At 32.9% G+C, this 19,763-nt stretch carries 11 protein-coding genes; 9 read left to right on the top strand and 2 right to left on the bottom strand.

The genetic code is table 11. The features are described from left to right. Nucleotides 1-3: 3 nt before the first annotated feature. Nucleotides 4-2,859 (bottom strand): TonB-dependent receptor, encoded by a 2,856-nt coding sequence (locus tag KO494_RS06105; protein WP_252730335.1) that lies wholly within the window; start codon nt 2,857-2,859, stop codon nt 4-6. A 278-nt stretch (nt 2,860-3,137) separates the two neighbouring features. On the opposite strand from KO494_RS06105, the gene KO494_RS06110 reads away from it, so the two are divergent. The 9 genes from KO494_RS06110 to KO494_RS06155 all read left to right on the top strand — a co-directional run bounded on the left by KO494_RS06110 (nt 3,138) and on the right by KO494_RS06155 (nt 17,849). Continuing rightward, on the top strand, nt 3,138-4,178 hold the full coding sequence (locus KO494_RS06110; RefSeq protein WP_215966717.1) for a LacI family DNA-binding transcriptional regulator: 1,041 nt from the start codon (nt 3,138-3,140) through the stop codon (nt 4,176-4,178). A gap of 134 nt (nt 4,179-4,312) precedes the next feature. Continuing rightward, nucleotides 4,313-5,686 carry an MFS transporter gene (locus KO494_RS06115; RefSeq protein WP_215966718.1) on the top strand — a complete coding sequence of 458 codons (1,374 nt, stop codon included), beginning with the start codon at nt 4,313-4,315 and terminating at the stop codon, nt 5,684-5,686. Nucleotide 5,687: 1 nt separating this feature from the next. Beyond that, nucleotides 5,688-6,344 carry a beta-phosphoglucomutase gene (gene pgmB / locus KO494_RS06120; protein ID WP_215966719.1) on the top strand — a complete coding sequence of 219 codons (657 nt, stop codon included), beginning with the start codon at nt 5,688-5,690 and terminating at the stop codon, nt 6,342-6,344. Between the two features lie 136 nt (nt 6,345-6,480). Then, complete coding sequence (locus tag KO494_RS06125; RefSeq protein WP_215966720.1) at nt 6,481-8,787, top strand: glycoside hydrolase family 65 protein; 2,307 nt, start codon at nt 6,481-6,483, stop codon at nt 8,785-8,787. Between the two features lie 58 nt (nt 8,788-8,845). Next, nucleotides 8,846-10,765, top strand: a complete 1,920-nt coding sequence (locus tag KO494_RS06130) for a glycoside hydrolase family 13 protein (RefSeq protein ID WP_215966721.1) — start codon at nt 8,846-8,848, stop codon at nt 10,763-10,765. 50 nt (nt 10,766-10,815) lie between these two features. Next, a complete protein-coding gene (locus tag KO494_RS15970; protein WP_252730336.1) occupies nt 10,816-14,295 on the top strand; it encodes a TIM-barrel domain-containing protein in 3,480 nt (1,159 codons plus the stop codon). 7 nt (nt 14,296-14,302) lie between these two features. Next, nucleotides 14,303-15,976, top strand: coding sequence for an alpha-amylase family glycosyl hydrolase (locus KO494_RS06145; RefSeq protein ID WP_215966722.1), 1,674 nt, complete (start codon nt 14,303-14,305; stop codon nt 15,974-15,976). A gap of 8 nt (nt 15,977-15,984) precedes the next feature. Further along, nucleotides 15,985-17,406, top strand: coding sequence for an alpha-amylase family glycosyl hydrolase (locus KO494_RS06150; RefSeq protein WP_215966723.1), 1,422 nt, complete (start codon nt 15,985-15,987; stop codon nt 17,404-17,406). A 2-nt stretch (nt 17,407-17,408) separates the two neighbouring features. Beyond that, nucleotides 17,409-17,849, top strand: coding sequence for a hypothetical protein (locus tag KO494_RS06155; RefSeq protein WP_215966724.1), 441 nt, complete (start codon nt 17,409-17,411; stop codon nt 17,847-17,849). Nucleotides 17,850-18,020: 171 nt separating this feature from the next. Here the strand turns inward: KO494_RS06155 and KO494_RS06160 are convergent, their stop codons facing one another. After that, on the bottom strand, nt 18,021-19,613 hold the full coding sequence (locus tag KO494_RS06160) for a kelch repeat-containing protein (RefSeq protein ID WP_215966725.1): 1,593 nt from the start codon (nt 19,611-19,613) through the stop codon (nt 18,021-18,023). Nucleotides 19,614-19,763 lie beyond the last annotated feature (150 nt).

A 19,763-nucleotide genomic window follows, 5' to 3' on the forward strand; every position in this document is an offset into this window, starting at 1 on the left:
TTATTAAAAATCAATGTTTACACCCATTACAAAAGATCTAGGTCTAGGGTAGAAATTATTATCTATACCTAAGTTTATTTCTGGATCTAAGCCGTCATAATCTGTTATGGTTAAAACGTTTTGAACAGAACCATATAATCTAAAAGTGGTGTTTTTTATCTTATTTAATGTATAGCCAATGGTAATATTGTCTAATTTAAAGAAGGATGCTTCTTCTACAAAATGATCACTTAAAGCCGTGTCTCCATCTATAGTAGTAAATCCTGTATTGTAATAATCGGAGTGAATGTTAGATAAGATATTGTTATTGGTTGCGTTTGCTAAAATTCCTCTGTTAGCAGCAACATCATTATACATATAGTTACCTAAGCTAGCTCTAGATTGTATAGATAGATCCCAACTTTTGTAGCTTACATTAGTGTTAAGCCCCATTAAAACATCTCCAAAAGGATCTTCTTTAATATATTTATCTTCATCATTAATCACGTCATCTCCATTTCTGTCTACAAATACACCTTCTAAAGGAGCTCCATTTTCATCATATACTTGTTCAAATACATAAAAACTATTAGCAGTTTCACCTTCTCTGTGTACTTGAGCATTGTTTCCTACACCTGTAGATATACCTCCTTGAGGTTGGTCTACATTTAATTTGGTAATTTCATTATCATTTAATGAGATATTGTAATTAACAGACCACTCAAAATCCTCTGTTCTAACAGGTATTAGGTTTAAATTAAATTCTAAACCTTTATTTACCATATTACCAATATTAGCATCTATACGATTTCCAAAGTTGGTAAATGGATCTACAAGAGAACTAGCAATAAGGTCTGTTGTTTCTTTTTTGTATGCATTAATAGAACCCGAAATACGTCTGTTTAAAAACGCATAATCTATACCTATGTTTAAGGTTTTACCAACTTCCCATCGTAAATCTGTATTAATAGGTTCTGGTCTGTAGGTTTGATAAAAGCTGCTACCAAATTGGTAATTTGCAGTATCTGTACTCCCTTGGTATCTTGTTAAGAACTGGTAATCTCCTAAACCGTTGATGTTTCCTATTTCTCCATAACCAACACGAAGTTTTAATTCGTTTAAGAACGAATCTTGCATAAAGTCTTCTTTATGAATGTTCCATGCTACAGCAGCAGATGGGAAATAGCCCCATTGATCGTCTGGGTTTAATTTAGAAGAAGCATCTGCACGTAAAGAAGCAGTAACATAATATTTACCATCATAATCGTAATTTGCTCTTCCAAAATAAGATAATAATACGTTTTCAGATGGATCATAGAATTCATATTGTACACCATCTTCTTCGTTCTCACTATCATAAGAATAGTTATCATATTCAAAAGATTGAAATACATGTCCTGCTGTTACTGTGATATTATGTACGTCTTTAATAGACTTATTATATGTTAAGTAAGCATCTAATAGTTTGTTATATGAGTTTTGAATATAGCTTGTTCTAGAACCATTAAAGGTTGCGTCTGAAATTGGTAAAAACTCAGAAGTTATTTTTCTTCCGTGGCTATTAGAGGTATCATATCCTAAGTTAACCGTTGCTGTTAAGTCTTCAAAGCCATGAATTTTATAATCAAATTTTGCGCTACCAACAAAACGTCTAACCTCAGATGTATCGTCTACTAAATCTAATAAAGCAACTGGGTTTACAGGAGCAAGACTATTTTGGTTTCCTGTTCCGTTGTCTAACCATGCAAAATAACCAGCATATTGTGAGTTTGCATCATATATAGATTGTGTTGGGTCAAAACTTACCGCACTACCAATAGCATCTCTATTAGCAAAAGTGTTTTCGGTATATACTGCTCTAGCATTTAACTGCACTTTTAAGTGGTCATCAAATAAAGAAGGGGTTAAGCTTATAGAACCTGTTGTACGTTGTAAATTATCACCTACTAAAATACCATCATGATCAGAATGTCCTAAAGAAGCTCTCATTGGTACTCCAAAAGCGCTACCTATTGCACTAAAATTATAGTCTTGACCAAAAGCTGTTGTGTAAATTTCATCTTGCCAATTGGTGTTTGCATTACCTAATAATGCAATTTCAGATGCAGAACCAATTTCATTTATTAAATCTCTAAATTGTCCAGATGAAAGTACATCAATATCATCTACAGGAGTGTAAACAGTTGTTTGTGCACTAAAATTATATTTAAACTCTTTGTCTTTTCCTTTTTTGGTAGTAATTAAAACAACACCATTAGCTGCTCTAGCACCATAAATTGCAGATGAAGACGCATCTTTTAAAACTACAAAAGTTTCAATATCATTAGGGTTAATAAAATTTAAAGGGTTTCTAGAACCACCTACTCCTGAATTATCTAAAGGAACTCCGTCTATTACATATAAAGGTTCTGTAGTTAAAGATAAAGATCCTGCGCCACGAATAGTAATATTTTGTCCATCACCAGGAGCTCCACTTCCAGAAGTTACATTTACACCTGCTACTTTACCACTAATTAAGGATTGTGCAGATACTATTGGGCCTTTGTTAAAATCATCACTTGTTACTAAATCTGTTGTTCCTGTTAAGTCAGATTTTTTAGCAGTACCATAACCAATAACAACTACTTCGTCAAGGCTTGAAGTATCTTCTACTAGGCTAATATTAATTATTTGTTGTCCATTATAAACAACCTCTTGAGGTAAAAAGCCTATGTATGAAAATACAATAACATCACCAGTATTTACCTTAACCTCATAATTTCCATCAAAATCAGTAGCAGTTCCTGTTGATGTGTTTTTTATAATCACATTCACACTAGGAAGTGGTAAAGAAGAAGATTGTTCACTTACTATTCCTTTTACTGTATTTTGTGCTATCATACACAAAGGGAAAACCAGTAGGAAAAACAGTAAACTATTTACTTTTGTTTTCATATAATATTTTAATTAATTATTAGTTTAATTTGTTATATTTTCACTTCTCGATGTTAAAACTATGTAAATTTTATGTAAAGTTTTAAATTGAAAAAAAGAAAACATTTACGCAAACGTTTTCGTGTTGAAAACTTTTTTAAAAGTGAGGGTTTTGTATTTAAAACATGTAAAAATTATTACTTTGGTAATTAAATAATACCTTTATTGCGCAATTAATAAATCTTATGAAACGAAAAGTAACCTTAAAACAGATAGCAAGAGAGTTAGATGTATCAATTTCTACAGTATCAAAAGCTTTAAGAAATAGTATTGAAATTAGCGAAGATACACGTCAAAAAGTACAAGCTTTTGCTAAACTTTATAATTACAGGCCTAATAATATTGCTCTTAGTTTAAAGAACAGAAAAACACAGACTATTGGTATTATTATACCAGAAATTGTACATCATTTTTTTTCAAAAGTAATTAGTGGTATTGAAGCCGTTGCTAATAAAAGAGGATACAATGTTATTGTAGGGTTGTCAAATGAATCATTTTCTAAAGAAGTTATAAATATGGAAATGCTAGCCAATGGTAGTATTGATGGCTTTATATTGTCTATTGCTAAAGAAACCCAACAACAGCAAGATTATCATCATTTCATTGAAACCATTAATCAAGGCATGCCAATTGTAATGTTTGATAGAGTTGTAAACGAAATAAAATGTGATAAAGTTATTGTAGATGATGCTGATGGTGCTAAGCTAGCAGTAAATAAACTAATTCAATGTGGTTGTAAAAACATAGCAATTGTTACTACAAAAGATTATGTTAGTGTAGGTAAATTAAGAACTCAAGGCTATTTAGAAGCTTTAGAAGACCATAAAATTAGTCCTAAATCTAGTTTAATTTTAAAGGTACATGACCAATTATTATCTGAAGATCATTTAGATTCTTTAGAATTAGAAATTGAGAATTTATTTAAAAACAATAAAAATATGGATGGTGTTTTTGCTGTAAATGAGTTATATGCAATTACGGCAATGAAGGTAGCTAGAAAACTTGGTTTAAAAATTCCTGAGGATATTCAAGTTATTGGTTTTACAGATGGTGTATTGTCTAAACACGCTGTTCCTGCTTTAACAACCGTTAGTCAGCATGGTAAAAAAATAGGTGAAAAAGCAGCTGAATTATTGATTAATAATTTAGAGAGAGAAGATGAAGAAGATGTTTATGAAACCGTAGTTATTGAAACAGAATTAATAGAGCGAGAATCTACCAAATAAAAAAATAACACTAAATATTTAAAAACTTTTATATCTTTACACCCAAATCAAAACTTATATTTTCATTTCTCACCAATAAGTTTTGATAAGTAAATAGCTTATCAGAATAGTATTCATTTTAAAACATACTATTAATGAAAAAGCGCGCATTAGGTTTTTGGGAAATCTGGAACATGAGTTTCGGTTTCTTAGGAATTCAATTCGGATTTGCACTACAAGGAGGCTTTATGTCTCGAATATTTCAAACCCTAGGAGCAGAAAAAGATGCCATTCCATTGCTATGGATTGCAGCACCTTTAACCGGTTTATTGGTACAACCAATAATTGGCTATTTAAGTGATAAAACTTGGAGTGCTAAATGGGGAAGAAGAAGACCTTATTTTCTAATAGGAGCCATTTTAAGCTCTCTAGCCTTGTTTTTTGTACCACATTCTCCAGCACTTTGGGTTGCCGCAGGATTTTTATGGATACTTGACGCATCTATAAATGTGTCTATGGAACCATTTAGAGCCTTAGTAGCAGATAAACTGCCAGAGTCACAACGTTCTTACGGTTTTGTTATTCAAACCTTAATTATAGGTATTGGTACTTGGGTGGCTAGTAACTTGCCTTGGTTGGTTTCTCAATTAGGAGTTAGTAATGAAGCAGCATCAGGTGTTGTGCCAATGTCTGTAAAAATAGCCTTTGCTATTGGTGCTTTTGTGTTTTTAGTAAGTATTTTATATACGGTGTTTACTACTACAGAATATCCTCCAGAAGATATGGAAGCCTTCAAAAAAGAAAAGGCTAAGAAAAACCAATTCATTCCAGATATTTTAAACAATATTGGTAACATGCCACTAACCATGAAAAAATTAGGTGTCATTCAATTCTTCTCATGGTTTGCTTTTTTTACTATGTGGAGTATGGCAAATCCAGCCCTTACAGAGCATGTGTTTAATACGCCAGCTCCTGTTGAAAGTGCTTACGATATGACAAATGCAGTACAAGCAGAAGCTTTTAATGTGGCTAATACAGCATTTCAAGAATCTTCAAACGCTGTTGGTTCTGCTATGGGAATCTACGGCTTATCTTCTATGGCATTTGCCCTTCTATTAACTTTTTATACTTCCAAAAGACGCATAAACAGAAAGTTTGTACACATGGCTTCTTTGGTTGTAGGAGGCTTAGGCTTTTTATTAATGAATTACACATCACCAGAAAACCTAAAATGGTGTTTTGTGTTAATAGGTTTTGCTTGGGGAAGCATTCTTTCTATGCCTTATGCCATGTTATCTAGTTCTGTAGACCCAAATAAAATGGGAATGTTCATGGGAATCTTTAATATGTTTATTGTAATTCCTCAAATTATTGCAGCTCTGGGAGGAATTAATTTTGTTTCAGGCTTATTAGGTGATGAAGCAATACATGCAATGACAATTGCAGGATTAAGTCTAATAATAGCAGGACTTTGCAATTTACTTATCACAAATAAAAACGCTATAACTTATCAAACCGAAGACATTTAAAATGAGTAAAAAAGGATTCATATTCGACCTAGATGGTGTCATTGTAGATACCGCAAAATATCACTTTTTAGCATGGAAAAAACTAGCAAATGGTATTGGTGTAGATTTTACCGAAACACAAAACGAACAACTTAAAGGCGTAAGTAGAGTAAAGTCTTTAGAAAAGATTTTAGCTTGGGGAAATAAGACCATTTTACAAGAGGAATTTAACCAGCTAATGGCCAAAAAAAACGAAGACTATTTAAGTTATATAGCAAAAATGGACGCATCAGAAATACTTCCAGATGTACCTAAAGTTTTAAGCTATTTAATAAAAGAAAAACAACCTATTTCCTTGGGTTCAGCAAGTAAAAACGCCAGAGAAATATTAAAAAAAGTAAACCTTTACCAACAATTTGATGCCATTGTAGATGGTAATGATGTTAGTAAAGCAAAACCAGATCCAGAAGTATTTTTAATAGCTGCAAAATTATTAAAAATCAAACCAGAAGATTGTATTGTTTTTGAAGATTCTGTAGCAGGAATTCAAGCAGCTAATGCAGCTAATATGATAAGTATTGGTGTTGGAGAAAAAGACGTATTACAAGAAGCAGATTATGTTTTTTCAGATTTTACAGAAATGGAAAACAGCTTCATTGAAGAATTAATAAATAGATAAGATAAGAATGTCACGATAAACAATATTACCATAAAACCATGTTTTAAAGTAATAGCTAAGCAAAAGCTTGACAAGTGACTTTCATTTTAAATAATAATATTTCCTTTAAAAAAAGGAGTGACAATATAAGATTACAATGAATTTAGATTATATAAAACCAGACAATTGGTCCATTATTGAAGAAGGCTTTAACGCAGATAATGTGAAGTCATCAGAAAGTATATTTAGTATCGGGAATGGTGCCATGGGACAACGTGCTAATTTTGAAGAGAAATATACAGGACCAACTTTTCAAGGAAGCTATATTGCAGGTGTATATTATCCAGATAAAACCAGAGTAGGTTGGTGGAAAAATGGCTATCCAGAGTATTTTGCTAAAGTATTAAACGCACCCAATTGGATTGGTATTAACATACAAATTAATGAAGAGCAACTAGATTTAAATACCTGTATTTCGGTTTCTAATTTTAGAAGAGAACTTAATATGAAAGAAGGTTGGTTGTCTAGATCATTTACTGCAACACTTCAAAATAAAGTGAAAGTTAAGGTCAAAACCACACGTTTTTTAAGTTTAGATTTAGATGAGGTTGGTGCAATTAATTACCAAGTAACACCTTTAAATGGTGATGCTCTTATTCAATTTCAACCATATTTAGATGCTGGTATTACTAATGAAGATACCAATTGGGACGATCAGTTTTGGGATACTTTACAAGTGACTTCAGAAAATGAACAAGCATTTATTGAAGCTAAAACCATGAAAACAAGTTTTCATACCTGTACTTTTATGGAGTCTTTAATTTTTATAAATAACCAAAAACAAGAGTTAAAACCAGAAGTAGATAAACAGTCTAATGCTATTGCTTTTACTTATAAAGTTCCTGTAAAGTCAGGTGAAACAGCTAGCATTCATAAATTTGCAGGATATACTGTAGACAGAAACCACGATAGAAATCAATTAGTTTCTGCAGCTAAAAAAGCTTTAGATACAGCTTTACAATTAGGTTTTGATGCACTTTTAGAGAACCAAAAAGAAGCCTGGTCTAAAATCTGGGAAATGTCAGACATTACCATAGATGGTGATGTAAAAGCACAACAAGGTATTCGTTTTAATATTTTTCAATTAAACCAAACCTATTTAGGAAAAGATTCAACCTTAAATATTGGACCAAAAGGTTTTACAGGCGAAAAATACGGAGGAAGTACCTATTGGGATACCGAAGCGTATTGCATACCTTTTTATATGGCTACCAAAGACCAAAAAGTAGCAAGAAGCTTATTAGAATATCGCTATAATCACTTAGAAAAAGCAATTGAAAATGCTCAGAAATTAGGCTTCAAAAACGGCGCAGCATTATACCCAATGGTAACCATGAATGGCGAAGAATGCCATAATGAGTGGGAAATTACTTTTGAAGAAATTCATAGAAACGGAGCCATCGCTTTTGCTATATTTAACTACTATCGTTACACAGGAGATTATAGTTATATTCCAGAAATGGGATTAGAAGTCCTTATTGGTATAGCAAGATTTTGGCAGCAACGTGCAACGTTTTCAGCAGATAAAAACAAATATGTTATTTTAGGGGTTACTGGTCCAAATGAATATGAAAATAACATCAATAACAATTGGTATACCAACTATTTAGCAAAATGGTGTATTAATTATGCATTAGAAAATATTGAAAAAGTAAACGAAGGGCATCACGATGATTATTTACGAATTGCAGGCAAAACAAAAATTTCACACGAAGAGCTAGATCACTGGAAAAAAGTAGCAGATAATATGTATTTTCCTTATTCTGAAAAACATCAAGTGTACTTACAACAAGATGGTTTTTTAGATAAAGAGTTAATTACGGTTGCAGATTTACCAAAAGAAGATAGACCAATTAACCAAAAATGGAGTTGGGATCGTATTTTGCGTTCGCCTTACATAAAACAAGCAGATACCTTACAAGGATTTTACTTTTTTGAAGACCAGTTTTCTACTCAGGAATTAAAACGTCATTTTGATTTTTATGAACCATTTACAGTTCACGAAAGTTCTCTTTCACCATGTGTACACAGTATTCAGGCCGCTAAATTAAATCAAATGGAGCAAGCGTATACCTTTTACTTGCGTACTTCTCGTTTAGATTTAGACGACTATAATAAAGAAGTAGAAGAAGGTTTACATATTACTTCTATGGCAGGAACTTGGATGAGTATTGTAGAAGGTTTTGGAGGTATGCGTGTTAAAAATGATATGCTACATTTTGAACCTCGTATTCCTAAAGAATGGCAAGCATATTCGTTTAAAGTGAATTTTAGAGACCAAATTTTAAAGGTAAATGTTTCGCAAACAGAAACTACTTTTGAGTTAGAAGGGCACAACGATTTAGATATTGTTGTTAATGAAAAAACAGTAACTGTTTCTTCAAATAATTCGGTAAAAGTTTAAATCAAACTATCTTAAACTGTCAGGTTTTAAGCCTGACAGTTTTAAAAAATCAATAAAAATGAAACAACTAAAACACATTTTAATTTTCACATGGATTATTATTAATGTGTCTTGTAATGAAAATTCAAAAACAAGAGTTTCAGAGGTTGTTACCAAAGTAAAAAACGATATTGAAAGAGTTGAACCGCCAAACTGGTGGGTTGGTTTTAAAAATACAGAAGTGCAATTGTTGGTGAAACATCCAAATATTTCAGATGCCAAACCAAGTATTCATTATGAAGGTGTTTCTATTACAAAAGTGCATAAAGCAGATAGTCCTAACTACTTGTTTTTAGATCTTAATATTTCAGAAAACACTAAAGCAGGACAATTCAATATTCATTTTAAATTTAATGAAGAAAAAGACCTTGTTCAAACTTACAAAGTAAAAGCGCGTGTAAAAGAAGCTTCAGATTATCAAGGTTTTGATAGTACAGATGCCATTTATCTAATCACTCCAGATCGTTTTGCAAATGGCGATACTTTTAATGATATAAACGAAAGTTTAAAGGAAAAAATCATCAACAGAGAAGATGATTATGCACGTCATGGTGGTGATTTACGAGGCATTATTCAGCATTTAGATTATATTGAAGATATGGGATTTACTCAAATTTGGCCTTGTCCTTTATTAACCAATAACATGCCAGAATCTTCATACCATGGTTATGCTATGACCGATTTTTACCAAGTAGATCCACGTTATGGAAGCTTAGAAGAATACCAAGAATTAGCGACAAAAGCGAAAGAAAAAGGTATAGGTTTAATCATGGACCAAGTGGCTAATCATTGTGGAAGCAATCATTGGTGGATGCAAGATTTACCTTTTAAAAATTGGGTGAACCAACAAGAAAGTTTTGAGAATAATACACCTTTAAATAACTCGAATCATAGACGTACAAGCAATCAAGATTTGTATGCTTCCAAGAGAGATAAAAAAGAAATGGCAGAAGGATGGTTTGTATCTGCAATGCCAGATTTAAATCAGCGTAATCCGTTTATGGCAAACTATATTATACAGAATAGTATTTGGTGGGTGGAAACGTTAAATCTTAGCGGAATTCGTCAAGACACCTATCCTTATCCTGATAAAACATTCATGTCTAATTGGGCTGGAGCCATCATGAACGAATATCCTAACTTTAGTATTGTTGGTGAAGAATGGAGTACCAATCCGTTGCTAATTGCGTATTGGCAAAATGGACATGAAAATAAGGGTGGTTACCAATCTAATTTAAAATCGACTATGGATTTTGCCATGCAAAAAAATATTGTTGATGCTTTCAATGAAGAAGAAAAATGGGATGCAGGACTTGTAAAAATATACGAAGGTTTAGCAAATGATTTTGCTTATGCATCACCAAAAGATATTTTGATTTTTCCAGACAATCATGATATGAGTCGCATTTTTACACAGTTAAAAGGCGATGTGATAAACACAAAAATGGCACTTAGTTATGTGCTTGCATTACCAAGAATTCCGCAAATATATTATGGTACAGAAATACTAATGAACGACTTTAAAAAACCTGGCGATCATGGTTTAATTCGTACCGATTTTCCAGGAGGTTGGCAAGGAGATACTGTTAATGCGTTTTCTGGTAAAGGTTTAACTGATGCGCAAAAAGATATGCAAAGCTTTCTTAAAAAAGTATTGCATTATAGAAAATCAAGTGATGCAATACACAATGGAAAAACCATTCATTTTGCACCATTTATGGGAACGTATTTCTTATTTAGAGTTATTGAAGGCGAAACCGTTGTTCATATTATTAATAAAAATAAAGAACCAATTACCATAGATTTAAAACGCTATGAAGAAATTGGTTTAAATGGTAAAACGTTAAAAAACATCATAACAGGCGAAACTTTTATTTGGCAAGACAAGATTGTTTTGCCTAAAAAAGGAAGCTTACTATTAACCACGAAAACAAATTAGATTGTCATTCCTGTGTAAACAGGAATCCACTTTGAATAATACAATTTTAAATGAAAAACATAATCTATATACTAATTTTCTTCATTGGTTTTCAATTATCAGCACAAGTCACAATAATTGTTGAAGCACTTCCAGAAGACACACCAAAAGACGCTTCCGTTTTTATTTCAGGTGATTTTGAAGGTTGGTCTGGAGGAAATAAAGACTACCAGTTACAACAAGTAAATGGCCAATATCAAATCACGCTACCTAAAACAGAACAACGTATTTTATTCAAGTTTACCTTAGGGAGTTGGGACACTTCAGAAAGTACCAACAAAGGGTTAAAAATAGACAACCGTATTTATAAATTTAATAAACCAAACGATACACTAAAAGTAAAAATAGCAGGTTGGAGCCATTTATTTGCTGTTGAAGAAGCATCTACTGCTTCTAAAAATGTAAGTGTTCTTTCTAAAACATTTCATATACCACAACTAAACAGAAAACGTCGCGTTTGGATGTATCTGCCAGCAGATTATAAAACGTCTAATGAAAGCTATCCTGTGGTTTATATGCACGATGGGCAAAATCTTTTTGATACTAAAACTTCTGGTTATGGCGAGTGGCAAGTAGATGAAATTTTAGATAAACTATTTAAAGATAACCTAAAACTTATTGTTGTTGGTATAGATCATGGTGACTCTAAACGCCTGGATGAATATTCGCCTTGGACACATCCAGAATATGGTGGTGGCGAAGGTGAAGCTTACGTAGATTTTATAGTAAATACATTAAAACCGTATATAGATGCTAATTTCAATACCAAAAAAAATAAGAGTAATACTGCTATTTTTGGTAGCTCTATGGGAGGATTAATTTCGCATTATGCCGCTTTAAAATATCCTGAAATTTTTGGTAAAGTAGGTGTGTATTCTCCTGCGTTTTGGTTTGCTCCACAAGTAAATACATTTACTAAACAGCATGCAAATATTAGCGATACTAAAATGTACTTTTTGGCAGGTGGTAAAGAAGGAACAAATACTTCGCGAACAGAAATAAGCCAAACCGTTACAGGCATGAATAGTATCATTTCTATTTTAAAAGATAATGGGTTTCCAGAAAAAAACATACTATCTAAAGTCGTTCCTGAAGGAAAACATAACGAAGCACTTTGGAGTACTAATTTTGAAGAATCCATTACTTGGTTGTTTGAAGATGCGATTCAAAAAAGAGAATATCAATCCGTTAAATTTAAAGATAATCAGCTAAAAATTCAAGTTTCAGATGGAAGCTATTCCATGCATTTTTACAGTCCTGAAATTATAGAAACTACATTTTTACCAACAGGTGAAACAGCGCTTCATAAAAAGTCGCATGCAGTGATTTTAAACAATGCTTTTTCTAAAGTTTCTTTTAAGGAAACAGAAAATGAAATTACTTTTCAATCTGAAAAATTAACAGTAAAAATCACGAAAACACCTTTTCATATTTCGTATTGGAAAGACGGAAAAGAAGTGACTTCTGTGAAAAATAGTTTTCAAAAAACAGACGATTTTGAAACCATTAGTTTTAACCTAAAACCAGAGGAAGTGTTATATGGTGGAGGCGCAAGAGCGTTAGGGATGAGTCGACGTGGCAATCGTTTAGAATTGTACAATAAAGCACATTATGGTTACGAAGATAGAAGTGAGTTAATGAATTACACGATGCCAATTGTGGTGTCTTCTAACAAGTATCTTATTCATTTTGATAATGCACCAATTGGCTTTTTAGATTTAGATAGCAAAGCAGATAACACACTAACGTATGAAACTATTTCTGGAAGAAAAACCTATCAAATTGTAGTTGGTGATTCTTGGTTAGATGTAACCAAAAATTTTACAAAACTTACAGGAAGACAACCCATGCCACCACGTTGGGCTTTAGGTAATTTTTCTAGCCGATTTGGTTATCATTCACAAGAGGAAGTAACAGCTACTGCTCAAAAATTTAGAGAGGAAAACATCCCGTTAGATGCGATAATTATTGACATTTTCTGGTTCGGAAAAACCATTCAAGGTACTATGGGGAATCTTGCTTTTGATCGCGATTCTTTTCCAAACCCAAAACAAATGCTAAAAGGTTTAAAAGACAATAATGTTAAAACCGTTTTAGTCACAGAACCTTTTGTACTAACCACATCAAGCCGTTGGGACGAAGCGGTAAAAGCAGATGTTTTGGCTAAAGACTCTATAGGAAATCCGTTTACTTACGATTTCTATTTTGGTAACACAGGATTGATAGATATTTTCAATCCAAAAGGAAAACAATGGTTTCAAAATATTTATAAAGACTTAGCCGATTTAGGGGTTTCTGGAGTTTGGGGAGATTTAGGAGAGCCAGAAGTGCATCCTGAAAATCTAATTCATGCCAAAGGTACAGCAGATGAGGTGCATAATATTTACGGTCACCATTGGGCAGAACTAGTACAAGAGATGTACACCCAAAATTTTCCAAATACAAGACCGTTTATTTTAATGCGTGCAGGAAGTTCGGGCTCACAACGTTTCGGGATGATACCTTGGTCTGGAGATGTCAATAGAACTTGGGGAGGATTGCAAAGTCAGCCAGAAATTGCGCTGCAAATGGGACTGCAAGGTTTGGCATATATGCATAGCGATTTAGGCGGATTTGCAGGTAATAATTTAGATGATGAGCTGTATGCGCGATGGTTACAATATGGCGTGTTTCAACCAATTTACAGACCACATGCACAAGAAGAAGTGCCTGCAGAACCTGTTTTTAGAAGTGATAAAGCGAAAGCCTTTGCAAAAGAGTCTATCGAATTACGTTACCAGTTACTACCTTATAATTACAATTTGGTGTTTGAAAATAACCAAACTGGTGCGCCTTTAATGCGAGCCTTGTTTTTTGAAGAGGAAGACAACAAAGACTTACAAACCAATGCATCTACCTACCTTTGGGGAAATGACTTTTTAGTAACACCAATTGTGAATGCAAATCAAACAGAAGCTGAGGTGTACTTTCCTAAAAACAGTAATTGGTTTGATTTTTATACCAATGAAAAAGTAGCAGGCGGACAAACACTTGCTGTAAAAACCGAAGAAAATTACATTCCAACCTATGTTCGTGGTGGTGCATTTATCGCAACTGCAAAACCAATGCAAAGCACTGCAGAATATAACGGAAACACTTTCTACTTACATTACTATTTCGATGCCTCTGTAGCAGAAAGTGAGCGTACATTATATAACGATGATGGGGCAACAAAAAACGCTTTTGAAAAAGGTCAATATGAGATTTTAGAGTTTGAAGCTGAAACATCAAATAACAATTTAGAACTAGAATTTGAAGCAGAAACAGGTGCTAAATATGTTACAACTACTAAAAACCTAGATGTTGTAATTCATCATTTTCCTAAAGCACCAAAACGTATAAAAAGCAATGGTGAAAAATTAGATTTCAATTACGATGCAAACTCAAAAACTTTGCGTTTTAATCTAATGTGGAACACTTCAAATAGCCTTGAAACACAAATAAAATACTAAGTATAACATGAAAAAGAACATACTTTTAATCGCATTAACTTTGCTAGCTTTCAGTTGTAAAACCGAAAAAAAAGCAAATCAAGATATTGCTCAAGAGCAACAAAAAGAAGAAGTTCAAACTCCTTTTGTTTGGGAAGCTGCAAACGTCTATTTTTTATTAACAGACCGTTTTAATAATGGAGATAAAAGCAATGATGTTAATTATAATAGAACCAAAAAAACAGGTGTTTTACGTGGTTTTGAAGGAGGAGATTTAAAAGGAATTACACAAAAAATTGAAGATGGTTACTTTACCAATCTTGGTATTAATGCCATTTGGATGTCTCCAATTGTAGAACAAATTCATGGAGGAACAGACGAAGGTACTGGTGTAACCTATGGTTTTCATGGCTATTGGACAAAAGATTGGACCAACATTGACGCTAATTTAGGAACCAAAGCGGATTTAAAAAAATTGGTTACTGCAGCACATAAAAAAGGCATTCGCGTCTTATTGGATGCTGTTATCAATCATACAGGTCCAGTTACAGAGCAAGACCCTGTTTGGCCAAATGAGTGGGTAAGAACAGATCCACAATGTAGTTACGATAATTACAAAAATACCGTAACATGTACCTTGGTAAAAAATCTGCCAGATATTAAAACAGAAAGTAACGAAGCTGTAGAATTACCACCACAATTGATTGAAAAATGGAAAACTGAAGGTCGTTATGAGCAGGAAGTTACAGAATTAGATGCCTTTTTTAAAGCTACAGGTTATCCGCGTGCACCTCGTTTTTATATCATGAAATGGTTAAGCGATTACATTACAGATTTTGGTATTGATGGTTACCGAGTAGATACTGTAAAACACACCGAATCTTTTGTATGGCAAGAGTTTAAAGCTGTTTGTGATAACGCTTTCGCGGAATTTAAGCAGCAAAACCCAAACAAAGTTCTAGACGATAATGCGTTTTACTTGGTAGGAGAAGTGTATAACTACGGCATTTCAGCAGGAAAAGCATTCGACTTTGGAGATAAAAAAGTAAATTATTTTGATGCTGCTTTTAATAGTCTAATCAATTTTGAATTTAAATGGAATGCTGCAAAGCAATCCTATGAAGAGCAATTCAAAACATACGATAGTCTTTTACATACCAATCTTAAAGATTATGGAGTATTAAACTATTTAACGTCTCATGACGACGGACAACCTTTCGATAAAAATAGAGAGAAAACCTACGAAACAGCTACGCGATTATTGTTGTCTCCAGGAGCTTCACAAGTATATTATGGAGACGAATCTGCAAGAGATTTAACCATAGAAGGTACTGTTGGAGACGCTACTTTAAGAAGTTTCATGAATTGGGAAGAACTTTCTCAAAAACAAGATGTACTAAGCCATTGGCAAAAATTGGGTCAGTTTAGACGTAATCATCCTTCGGTTGGTGCGGGAAAACATACTAGGATTAGCAATGCACCTTACTTTTTTAGTAGAAGCTATACTAAAGGAGATTTTAAAGATGACGTCATTATTGGTATCGATATTCCTAAAGGAAAACATACTATCGATGTGTCTTCTGTTTTTAACGATGGAGATACAGTGAAAGATTTTTATTCCGGAAAAACAGTAGAAGTAGCAAACGGAAACATCACAATTGAAGTAGAGTCAAATATTTTATTATTAGAAGAATTAAACTAAATATACGCATGAAAAAATTAATCTTATCCATAGCATTTCTTAGCATTTTAGCATGTAAAGAAGAGAAGAAACAAGTAGAAGTAGCAACAGCTTCAGAAGAACAAATAAGCATAGAACCAATTTCGGCTTCCGACTTAGAAACGGCTGTCATTTATGAAGCGAATATTAGACAATATTCCCCAGAAGGAACTTTTGAGCAATTTACAAAAGACATTCCGCAGTTAAAACAATTAGGAGTTAAAGTAATTTGGTTAATGCCTGTATTTCCTATATCAGAAACAAAACGTAAAGCAACAGGAGGTGAAGATAGTAAGTTTGCAACCGAATTTCCAGAAGCAGAACAAAGTAAATATTTAGGAAGCTATTATGCGGTTTCCGATTTTACAAAAATCAATCCAGAATTTGGTACCATTGAAGATTTTAGAAGCCTGGTAAATACAGCACATGATAATGGGATTTATGTGATTTTAGATTGGGTACCTAATCACACAGGATGGGATCATACTTGGTTAAAAACCAATCCAGAATATTACACGCAAAATGAAAAAGGAGAAGTGATACATCCAGAGGATACGGATTGGACAGACGTTGCAGATTTAAATTACGACAACCAAGAAATGCGTAAAGAAATGATTGCAGACATGAGTTATTGGTTAACAGAAGAAGGTGTAGATGGGTTAAGATGTGATGTTGCAGGTTCTGTACCAACTAATTTTTGGGAACAAGCCATTCTAGAACTACGTGCTAAAAAAGACATTTTTATGCTAGCAGAAGCCTGGAAACCAGAATTATTAAAAGACGGGTTGTTTGATATGGCTTATGGTTGGGATAGACACCATGCTATGAATCATATTGCACAAGGAGAAAAGGATGCAACCGAATATGCTACGATGTTAAAAACCGATTTTGAGCGTTATGAAGCAGATGATATTATAATGAATTTTGTTACAAATCATGACGAAAATTCATGGAATGGAACCATTAAAGAACGCATGGGAGATGCTAGTGAAACCATGACGGCTTTAAGTTTTTTAACGCCAGGAATGCCATTAATTTATTCTGGTCAAGAATATGATTTAGATCACAGACTATTGTTTTTTGAAAAAGATAGCTTTCCGCATACTAAAGGAAATACCTGGAAAGTATTAGAAAAACTAGGGAAACTTAAAAACACTAGTTCTGCTTTACATGGAGGTAAAAAACCTGCCTCTTTTGAAAAAATAGATGTTGCTAATAAAAATATTTTAGCATTTAAACGCAGCAAAAACGGAAGCACAGTTGTTTTTCTTGCAAACATGTCAAGTAAAGAACAGTCTTTTAATAATGTAGTAAAAGGCTCCTATATAAATTACATGAGTAATACTAAAGAAGATATTTTAGAAGATACAATTAAGTTACAAGCTTGGGAGTATAAAATACTAATGCCGTAGTCATGAAAAAGTTTTTATTTATATCTTTTTTTGGGTTCTTTGTAAATGCTGGTTTTTCACAGGTAGGAATTGGTACAACAACACCTTTAAGTACTTTAGATGTTAATGGAAATGTGTCTTTTAAAGTGTTGACTTTAGAAGGTGGTCCAGGAGGGAATGCAACGAGAATAACAGATGGTTATTATATTAATTTAAATGTTTTAAATGGTACAGATATAGAATATATCTTACCAGAAGCTAATACTGTTCCTGGAAGAACTTATGTTCTTAGAAATATATCAACAACAACCAATGCGGTTTTATATGCTTTTGGAGGATTGTTTTATGCTAGTAATTCAGCATCATCAAGTAATTCTACGAATATAACTTTTGATGGAAATACTAAAACGATGCTTTTTTATAGTGATGGATCAAATTGGAATTATGGACCTTTTGGTTTTTAAAACATTTTTTGTAAAAATCATCAATAAGTCTTATCTTCTAGTTGTAACTAGATAGTAATAATACATAGAGTCTCTCTATTTAAAAAAAATCTCTTGTAGTAGCAATACTTTAAGAGATTTTTTGTTTTAAATATATTAGATGAAAGTTTAAAAAATATCTAAATCTTTCTTTTACATTTTAATAATTTTTCTTGTTTCGGTTTGCTGTAGTGCATTTTCAACTTTTATAAAATAAATACCTTGAGGTAGTTCTGCTATATTAAAAGCGTGATGATATTCAAAATCACCAATAAATTTTTTGATGATTTTTCCGGTTACATCTAATATGCTTAATTGTGTGCTGTTTTTATTTAGTGTAAAAGTTTCTTTTACGGGATTTGGATACATGTTAAGAGTTTCCAAATCATTGAAATTAGCAACAGATAAAGTAGGATTTAGTGTGCCTTCTAATGCTATGTTTAAAGTAGCGTTGTTATTATAGGTTACTTGCACATTACCATTGTTTTGGTTTAGTATGGTGTTGTTTAAAGTTACTTGAATAGTTAAATGTTTATTAGCACCTAAAAGCATGTTGGCATAGGTTTCATTTAAGGTGTAATGTGTGCCAGAAACCGTAATGTTATCTATATACGTTCCTGTGGTTCCTATAGTATTAGATAGTGTTATAGGTATAGTTACAGTGCCATCATTGGTTCCGTATTCAAAAGTTTTTACGCTTTCGTCTGCGGCAAATACGCTATTTATATTTGGGTTTCCGGTTGGGTTATTTATGTTATAATATTCCATGTTTCTCATAGAGGTTCCACCACTAGAGCCACTAATAACATGAATGCCATCGCCAGAAACTATGGCTTGAATACCATGTCTGTCATAATTTAAATTATCTTTAGTTGTCCAGCTTTCTGTTAAGGGATTAAAGGCTTCAACAATATCACGTTGCCCATTGTTTCCTGTAGCACTTCCATAAGTAGTTTCTCCTCCTATAACATATATTTCATTTTGAAACAAAACAGTAGCAGCACCAGCTCTTGGTGTTAATATATTACTACTAGCATCTAAGGTAGACCAGGTGTTTGTATTAAAATCATATACATCTACTTCAGGTACTTGAGGAGCAAATAGGCCTCCAGTACTTCCGGTTAGTCTGCCTCCTACGGCATAAAGTTTATTATTGTATGTAATTGCTTGAAAATGATCTCTTGCATGTGGAGCGTCGGTTAAAGAGGTAAATGTTCCTGTAGCAGGATCAAACTCATCAAAGTAAGGAACATAACCTCCACTATGTCCATATACATTTCCGCCAACTAGATAAAATTTGTTATTATGCATGGCTAAGCCTCCAGATCCACGTTTTCTGTCAGCGGGTAATTCCATACCTTGAATCCATTGTTGACTAACTGGATTGTACATATAAATATAATCGGCAGACAGCTCTGGGTTGGGTTCATTGGTTTTAAAAGCACCAATTACCCAAATTAAACCTTCATAAGTAATGGCTTGAAAATGATTAAAATCTACAGGAGCCATTCCTCCTTGAGACCAAGTGTTAGAAGTGTAATTGTATACTTCTACAATTTTAGGAGATTCTCTACCTCCAAAAATAAAAAATTGATCACCAGCTTGTACAAATCCAAATTCATGCCTTGCAATATAGTTTTCATTTTCATTTGTTTCTATCCAGTTTTGCCCTTTTAACTTTGTCGTAAAGCTTAAAAAAAGTAATAGTAAAACACATAAAGTGTTTTTTTTTGTTGCACGTTTCATTTGGTTAGTTTTTATTGATATAATAGCTTGATAATCAGTAAATTTAATTAAATTTAGAGATATAATTATAAAATGAACCATAAAGTTCTAAATACGTTGAATAGTGTGAGTAAGGAAATAAACTGTTAAGGATTAACAGGTAGTACGACT

The organism is Lacinutrix sp. C3R15 (assembly GCF_018860825.1).
Classification (GTDB): Bacteria; Bacteroidota; Bacteroidia; order Flavobacteriales; family Flavobacteriaceae; genus Oceanihabitans.

What these genes read in the sequence shown, in the direction of transcription:
- KO494_RS06105 (WP_252730335.1), bottom strand. Translation starts at nt 2,859, where the DNA reads ATGATAGCACAAAATACAGTAAAAGGAATAGTAAGTGAACAATCTTCT.
- KO494_RS06110 (WP_215966717.1), top strand. Translation starts at nt 3,138, where the DNA reads ATGAAACGAAAAGTAACCTTAAAACAGATAGCAAGAGAGTTAGATGTA.
- KO494_RS06115 (WP_215966718.1), top strand. Translation starts at nt 4,313, where the DNA reads ATGAAAAAGCGCGCATTAGGTTTTTGGGAAATCTGGAACATGAGTTTC.
- pgmB (WP_215966719.1), top strand. Translation starts at nt 5,688, where the DNA reads ATGAGTAAAAAAGGATTCATATTCGACCTAGATGGTGTCATTGTAGAT.
- KO494_RS06125 (WP_215966720.1), top strand. Translation starts at nt 6,481, where the DNA reads ATGAATTTAGATTATATAAAACCAGACAATTGGTCCATTATTGAAGAA.
- KO494_RS06130 (WP_215966721.1), top strand. Translation starts at nt 8,846, where the DNA reads ATGAAACAACTAAAACACATTTTAATTTTCACATGGATTATTATTAAT.
- KO494_RS15970 (WP_252730336.1), top strand. Translation starts at nt 10,816, where the DNA reads ATGAAAAACATAATCTATATACTAATTTTCTTCATTGGTTTTCAATTA.
- KO494_RS06145 (WP_215966722.1), top strand. Translation starts at nt 14,303, where the DNA reads ATGAAAAAGAACATACTTTTAATCGCATTAACTTTGCTAGCTTTCAGT.
- KO494_RS06150 (WP_215966723.1), top strand. Translation starts at nt 15,985, where the DNA reads ATGAAAAAATTAATCTTATCCATAGCATTTCTTAGCATTTTAGCATGT.
- KO494_RS06155 (WP_215966724.1), top strand. Translation starts at nt 17,409, where the DNA reads ATGAAAAAGTTTTTATTTATATCTTTTTTTGGGTTCTTTGTAAATGCT.
- KO494_RS06160 (WP_215966725.1), bottom strand. Translation starts at nt 19,613, where the DNA reads ATGAAACGTGCAACAAAAAAAAACACTTTATGTGTTTTACTATTACTT.